Source organism: Corallococcus sicarius, assembly GCF_003611735.1.
GTDB lineage: Bacteria > Myxococcota > Myxococcia > Myxococcales > Myxococcaceae > Corallococcus > Corallococcus sicarius.
Map to the genome: position 1 here is coordinate 1 of NZ_RAWG01000413.1, position 6,867 is coordinate 6,867.

Here is a 6,867-nt window from a genome sequence, read left to right on the forward strand (position 1 = left end):
CCGAGTCGTCGTCGGCAGCGTCAGATGTGTAGAAGAGACAGGAGCAGGCGGGCTTCCAGGCGCCGCACCCGGTCCTCCAGCGCGGCGATCCGAGCGGACAGGCGCGCGTGAAGCTCCTCGGCGGAGGCCGGGGATGGACGTGGGGAGCGCATCAGGGAGAGAGCGTGCCAGCCCCGTGGGAAGCCCGCAAGGACGCGGCGGCAGGGGGCGCCGCGTGTTATGTCTTGCGGTCCCGTGTCGCCCATTCTCTCTCCTGCCCTGCCCATCCCGGGCGGACCCTCCGTGGATCCGCTGCACGGGAGCTTCCGTTCCTCCATGAACCAGGAGCGCGCCGCCGAAGCCTCGCAGCGCGCCCGGGAGCTGCTCACCGACGAGGTCCTCGGCCGGTTGCTGAGTGCGCCGCGCCAGCCCACGGTCCAGGTGCCGCGCGCGAGGGAGGTGTTCGTCAACCGCAACCTGCGCATGGACCACGTCGAGCTGATTGGCTTCGACATGGACTACACGCTGGCCATCTACCACATGCGCCGGTTGGAGCAGCTGTCGTTCGACATGACGATCGCGAAGCTGATCAGCGAGTACGGCTATCCGCCGTTCGTGGGCGGGCTCATCTACGACCACCACTTCGTGATGCGCGGGCTGGCGGTGGACCGGGTGAACGGCAACGTCCTGAAGATGGATCGCTTCGGGCACGTGGGGCGCGCGTACCACGGCCTGCGGCCGCTGAAGCGGGACGCGTGGAAGGCGCTGTACCGCAACAAGCGGGTGCGGCTGCGCAACCCGCAGTTCGCGTGGAACGACACCCTCTTCGCGTTGCCGGAGACGTGCCTGTTCTCCGGCATCATCGAGCTGATGGAGTCGCTGGGGCACGTCGTGAACTACGGCAAGCTCTACGACGACATCCGGGAGGCCATCGACACGGTGCACCGGGACAACTCGCTCAAGCGGGAGATCCGCAAGGACCTGGCGCGCTACGTGTTCCTGGATCCGGAGCTGGGGCCGGCGTTGCACAAGCTGCGCTCGGGTGGGAAGCGGCTGTTCCTGCTGACGAACTCCGCGTGGGACTACACGAACGCGGTGATGCGCTACCTGCTGGACGGGCAGCTTCCGGAGTACCCCAGCTGGCGCAACTACTTCGACTTCACGGTGACGGCGGCGGCCAAGCCGGCGTTCTTCACAGACAGCCGGCCGTTCCTGGAGCTGGACTCGACGACGGAGGAAGGCCGGGTCGTCGGGGAGGCGAAGTCGCTGGAGCGCGGCACGGTGTACTCCGGCGGCAACCTGGTCCAGTTCGAGGAGATGACGGGCTACCGGGGCGAGAACATCCTCTACGTGGGCGACCACATCTTCGGCGACATCCTGAAGTCGAAGAAGTCGTCGCTGTGGCGCACGTGCATGGTGGTGCAGGAGATTGAGGACGAGATCAACTACACGGACGGGCGGCGCACGGACATCGACACGTTGTCGGAGGTGGAGCTGACGCGCGCGCGGCTGGACGACGAGGTGAACCACCGCAAGACGGTGTTGAACTCGCTGGAGCGCAGGCTGGAGCGCGGGGAGCTGCCAGAGGCGGAGCGGCTGGAGGCGGAGGAGCTGCGCAAGAGGACGAAGGCGGAGCTGGAGAAGCTGCGCAAGTCGTTGAAGGCGACGAACGGCATCGCGGACACGTTGGAGCGCGACGTGGAGGAGGGCTTCAATCCGTACTGGGGCCTGCTGTTCAAGGAAGGCAACGAGAACAGCCGCTTCGGCTATCAGGTGGAGCAGTACGCGTGTCTGTACACGAGCCGCGTGTCGAACTTCCTGCACCACTCGCCGATGCAGTACTACCGCTCACCGCGGGACTTGATGGCGCACGAGCAGGCCGGTGCGCTGTCGAGCAAGCTGTCCCCGCTGGGGAGTGAAGGGCCGGCGAAGGGTTCGGATCAGTAGCAGGCGGTGGGGCTCACGGGGTCGCGGGCAGTCGTCCCCAGATGACTTCGCTGAAGCGTGAGGTGGGGGCGGGTTCGATGCCCAGCTTGTGCAGGTCGTCGGTGTGTCGGGCGCCCTTCACGACGACCCAGCGGCGGGCGACGCGCCTCCCCTCCTCCAGGGTTTCGGGGGTGAGGGGCGCGTGCTCCGCGAAGCGGCGCAGGACGTCGAACGCGGGCTGGGCCTTCTTGGGCTTGGCGAACATCGGGTCGAAGAAGACGACGTCGAAGGACTTGGCGGGCAGGGTCTTCAGGTACGCGTGCGCATCCGCGTGGTGGACCTCGATGGCGCAGGAGTCCTCGCCCCGCTCATAGCGCCGGAGCCCTTCGGCGGCGACGACGCACAGGGGCAGGCTCTTCTCCAGGCCCACCACCCTGCCCTGCGGCCCCACGGCGAGCGACGCCACCAGCGCGTCCTGGCCCAGGCCCAGGGTGCAGTCGAGCACGGCATCCCCGGGGACAATTTCCGCGAGCTTGAGGAACGTGTCGTCGCGCTGGCCCTGCCGCAGCCGCATGCGCCGCAGGTGCGCCATGCCCGCGTGGAAGGCGAAGGAACCCTCGGGCTCCCACAGCGTCACGCCGTCACCGCCGACGACGAGCAGGGCGTCGACCTTGGTGCCGAGCCACGGGGCAATGCCCTCGCTGGAGCGGCGCGGGAGGAACGGAAGGTTCCACCGCTGCGCCACGGCCCGCGCCTCGCGCACCGTGGGCACGTCGGTCTTCGTGCTGGTGGTGACGGCGAGGGGAATCGGCGGCATCGATACCGCCGCCCTACTCCGCGACCGCCTGGAGCTTCCGGCCGCCCTGCATCTGCGCCACCGTCACGGCCTGGTTCCGGCCATTGCGCTTCGAGTGGTACAGGCACTGGTCCGACAGGTCGATGAGCTGCTGCTTCTCCTGCCCGTTGTCCGGGAAAGTGGCGATGCCCAGCGACATCGTGATGCGCAGCGGGCCCATCTCCGTCTGGAACACCTCCGCCATCACCGCCTCGCGGATCCGCTCGGCGATGACCTTCGCGCCGTGCGCGTCCGTCTCCGGCATCACCATCACGAACTCCTCGCCGCCGTAGCGCGCCACCACGTCCGTGTCCCGCGCCAGCGTCTTGATGATGCGCGCCACGCCCTTGAGCACCTGGTCGCCCGTCGGGTGCCCGTACGTGTCGTTCACGCTCTTGAAGTGGTCCACGTCCGTCAACACGATGGAGCACTTGCGGTTGTACCGGCGCGCCTGCGCCAGAATCTCGTCCGCCCGCGACTGGAACGTGCGGTGGTTGAGCAGCCCCGTGAGGCCGTCCGTCGTCGCCATCTTCTCCATCTGCTCGTAGAGCTGCGCACGCAACACCGCCTGCGCCGCCTGGATGGCGATGACCTCGATCATCCGCAGCACGTCCTGCTCGAACGCCGCCTTCTTGCGCGACCCCGCCACCAGCGTGCCCAGGATGCGGTCCCCCGCCACCAGCGGGAAGATCTTCAGCGCGCCCAGGCCGCGCACCTGCGTCTCCTCATCGAAGATGACCTGGCGGTCCATCGCCTTGATGTCCCGCCCCGGCAACGGCGCCCCGTAGCGCACCACGTTCGCCACCAGGCCGTTGTTGTCCGGGAACGTGCGGCCCTCCATCGCCTTGCCCTGCGCCGTCACGCCCGACATCCGCACCACGCGGTGCACCCGCTTGCCCTCCTGCTCCGACACCAGCGTCACCGCGCAGAAGTCCAACCCGGCCAGCTGCCGCGTCGACTCCAGCACCGCCACGAACACCTGGTCCGGACTGCCCGCGCGGTTCAGCTCCTCGATGGCCCGGAAGAACCGGTCCTTCTCGTCGCGCGTCTTGCGGATGTAGCTCATCACCCGCTCCACCTCGATGGAGCGCAGCACCTCGCCGGCGATGGTCGTCAGCAGCTTCTCGTCCTGGTCCGTGAACGGCTCGTTCTTCTGCTTGTCCGCCACCAGCACGCCACGCACCAGCCCGCTGCCCTCCAGGATGGGCACCGCCAGGAGCGCCTGCACCGTGGGACCGCCGCTCTCGTAGTACGTGACGCCCTTCAGCCCCTGCGGCGAGTTCATCCGCACCGGCGCGCGGCGCTTCAACACGCCGCCGATGATGCCCTCGCCCGCGTTGAACTTCTCACGCTGCACCCGCTCCGTGGGCGAGCGGCAGTCGTACAGCTTCAGGCTCCGGTCATCCGACGTCAGCAGGAACGCCGCGCAGGTGTCCGTGCGCAGCCCCGTCTCCGCGATCTCCAGCGCCGCGTGCACCGCGCCTTCAATCTCCTTCACCGACGCGACGAGCCACTTCTCATCGGAGCTCATCCCGCTGAAGCTGTCCTGCGTCCCGGAGCTCACCAGCCGGAAGGTGCGCGCGCGCTCCTCCACCTCGCGGATGCGCTTCTGCACCGCGTCCGTCTCCGCCCGCTTCGCCACCGCCATCCGCGCGGACAGCACCAGGTGGTAGAGCCCCGCGAACAGCGCCAGGAACATCGTGTGCGTCAGGAAGCCGGTGAGGTTCACCACCGGCCCGCCCAGCGTCACCAGCCCGTCGTACACCAGCGCCACGCCCAGGAGCGTCATGCCCGCGTTGCGCGGCAGGAATGCCACCAGGAACGCCATCAGCAAGTAGACGATGGGGAACAGCTCCGTGCCGCCAATCGCCACCACGATGAAGGCCGCGGAGATGAGCGCGCCGCCCAGCTCCAGGTCGTCGCGCAGGTCGATGATGGCGCCCACCGAGGAGCGCATCGCCCGGCGCCACGCCGCCATGCCAATGCCGACGAGCAGCCCCACCACCAGCGCCGCTTCCGTCCACCCCAGCGTGTGCAGGCCCCGGAAGCCGCCCCGCGCCAGGTGCACGAAGGTCGCCAGGGCCACGGCCGCGGGAATGGCGCGGAAGAACGCGCGCACGAGCTTCGCCGGAGAGGGCACCGAGGACAGCGAGTTCATGGTGACTCCAGGTGGATGACGATTTCGCCCGGCTTCACGTAGCCAAGCTCCTCACGCACGGACTGCTCCAGCGTCGCCGGATCCTTGCGGAGCGCGGCGATCTCCTTGCGGAGCGCGTCGTTCTGCGCGGCCAGCGCGCGGTTGCGCTCATCGAGCACCTCCACGTCCTGCCGCAGGCGCAGGTAGCGTCGGAAGCCCTTGGCGTCCGCCACCGAGGCCAGGCTCAAGGCCACCGCCACCACCGCCGCCACCATCAAGAGCTTTCGCCGAGGCGTCATGAACGCCGGCGAAGGTACCAGCGGCCCCCCTGCCCGCAAGAATTCCGCTCCAGCCCTGTAGCACCAGGGAAGCCCCGGCGACGCACCGGGGAGGCCCCGGCAAACGGCACGGAAACGCAGCCGGGGACTCAGTCCTCTTTCAGCAGCTTTTCAATCGCCTTCGCCACGTCCGCCTGGCCTTCCACGCCCTGCCACGCGGCCACCGCGCGACCGCGCTTGTCCAGGAGCACCGTGCTGGGCAGCGCGCGGATGCGGCCAAAGGCGCTCTGCCCCGCGCGCATCCGCTCATCCGACACCAGCACCGGGTACGGGAAGGCGTAGTGGTCCGCGAACGGCGCCAGCACCCGGCCCTCGTCGATGTCCATCCCCACCGCCACCACCTGGAAGCCCTGGGCGCCGTACGCCTTCTGGAGGTTCTCCAGCGTGGGCAGGTCCGTCAGGCACGGGAAGCACCACGTGGCCAGGAACGACACCAGCACCACCCGGCCGGAGAGCTGGCGCGGGTCGTAGCGGGTGGGCCCCACGGACGGCAGCGCCAGCGCGCGGAGGAACGCGGGGCCCGCGTCCACCGGCCCGCCCCGGTGACAGCCGGACAGGGACAGCACGCCCACCGCCACGGCCGCCGCCAGCGCGCGCCACCGCACCGGGCTCACGCCTCCGTCGTCGGGGGGCCGCCCCGCAGCTGGCACTCACGGCACAGGCCGTACAGCTCCATCTTGTGCGACGTCACCGTGAAGCCGTGCTTGCGCGCGACCGCGTCCTGGAGCGTCTCGATGCGGTCGTTCTCGAACTCCACGATGGTGCCGCAGCTCGTGCAGATGAGGTGGTCGTGGTGCTCGCGCCCCGCCGCCGCCTCGTAGCGCGTCTGCCCGTCGCCGAAGTTGCGGGCATGCGCCAGCCCACACTCGTTGAGCAGCTTCATCGTCCGGTAGACGGTGGCCACGGACACCTTGGTGTCCTGTTCACGCACCTTGTTCCACAGCTCCTCCACCGACAGGTGTCCGCCCACGGCGAAGAACGTGTCGATGATGAGGCTGCGCTGGCGCGTGCTCTTCAGGCCATGCTGGGCCATGTAGCGGGCCAGCACGTCATCCTTGTCCTTCTCTTCGTGGGAATGGTGGGCGTGGCTATGGGTCGTCATCTGCAATCTCTGGAGCACCACATGTGTTGAGGCTGGGATGCCCGCCCCCGCAAGCCAATATCGCCTGCCGATTTCAGGATGCGCCCGCTCCCCTGACTACCACGGCCTTCGACTTGCGCCGCGCCTGGGCTGTTTACATTGGGGTCGGACTGGCTCATTGACACCTGTCTGGCGGCGAAGATAGAGGCATCCGCCCTCGTAAACGAGCATTTTTCCGAACCTTTCCATGATCAGTCCCTGGCAGAGAAGACGGCAGCCTGACGACGTACCCACGCCGGTGGCCGTGGCGGTGTCGGACTTCTGCCGACGCGCGAAGGCCCCCGCCCCCGCACAAGAGGTGCGTGAGGCGCTCGCGCTCCTCACCGAAGAGGAGGACTTCCGGGTCCGCGCCCTCACGGACGGTGAACCGGAGACCTCTCCGCTGGGCCCCTTCGCGGTGGTGGACATCCTGCGCGGCGTGGCGCCCTCGCTCGCGGCCCAGCGCCAGACGTGCGGCTACTACACGGTCGCCCAGGAGCTGGCCCAGGTGCGCGAGGAGAAGACCCCTCCC

At 68.8% G+C, this 6,867-nt stretch carries 6 protein-coding genes and 1 pseudogene; 2 read left to right on the forward strand and 5 right to left on the reverse strand.

What is annotated here, in order from left to right; genetic code table 11:
- Positions 1-219: 219 nt before the first annotated feature.
- Positions 220-1,926, forward strand: a complete 1,707-nt coding sequence (locus D7X12_RS37275; protein ID WP_120629955.1) for an HAD-IG family 5'-nucleotidase — start codon at positions 220-222, stop codon at positions 1,924-1,926.
- A 13-nt stretch (positions 1,927-1,939) separates the two neighbouring features.
- Here D7X12_RS37275 and D7X12_RS37280 read toward each other — a convergent pair whose 3' ends face one another.
- From D7X12_RS37280 to D7X12_RS37300, 5 genes are all read right to left on the reverse strand, one after another.
- The gene (locus tag D7X12_RS37280) at positions 1,940-2,722 is read right to left on the reverse strand and encodes a class I SAM-dependent methyltransferase (RefSeq protein WP_120629956.1); all 783 of its coding nucleotides are present in this window, start codon (positions 2,720-2,722) and stop codon (positions 1,940-1,942) included.
- Positions 2,723-2,735: 13 nt separating this feature from the next.
- On the reverse strand, positions 2,736-4,898 hold the full coding sequence (locus D7X12_RS37285) for a sensor domain-containing diguanylate cyclase (protein ID WP_120629957.1): 2,163 nt from the start codon (positions 4,896-4,898) through the stop codon (positions 2,736-2,738).
- Positions 4,895-5,176 carry an FtsB family cell division protein gene (locus D7X12_RS37290; protein WP_120629958.1) on the reverse strand — a complete coding sequence of 94 codons (282 nt, stop codon included), beginning with the start codon at positions 5,174-5,176 and terminating at the stop codon, positions 4,895-4,897. Before D7X12_RS37290 ends, D7X12_RS37285 begins: the two co-directional genes overlap by 4 nt.
- A gap of 128 nt (positions 5,177-5,304) precedes the next feature.
- Positions 5,305-5,829: a TlpA family protein disulfide reductase gene (locus D7X12_RS37295; RefSeq protein WP_120629959.1), complete on the reverse strand. Its 525-nt coding sequence runs from the start codon at positions 5,827-5,829 to the stop codon at positions 5,305-5,307.
- Positions 5,826-6,317, reverse strand: coding sequence for a Fur family transcriptional regulator (locus tag D7X12_RS37300; protein WP_208719532.1), 492 nt, complete (start codon positions 6,315-6,317; stop codon positions 5,826-5,828). The genes D7X12_RS37295 and D7X12_RS37300 overlap by 4 nt, the downstream gene beginning before the upstream one ends.
- 226 nt (positions 6,318-6,543) lie before the next feature.
- Between D7X12_RS37300 and D7X12_RS37305 the strand changes: the two are divergent.
- Positions 6,544-6,867: pseudogene (locus D7X12_RS37305) on the forward strand (hypothetical protein); the annotation flags it as partial.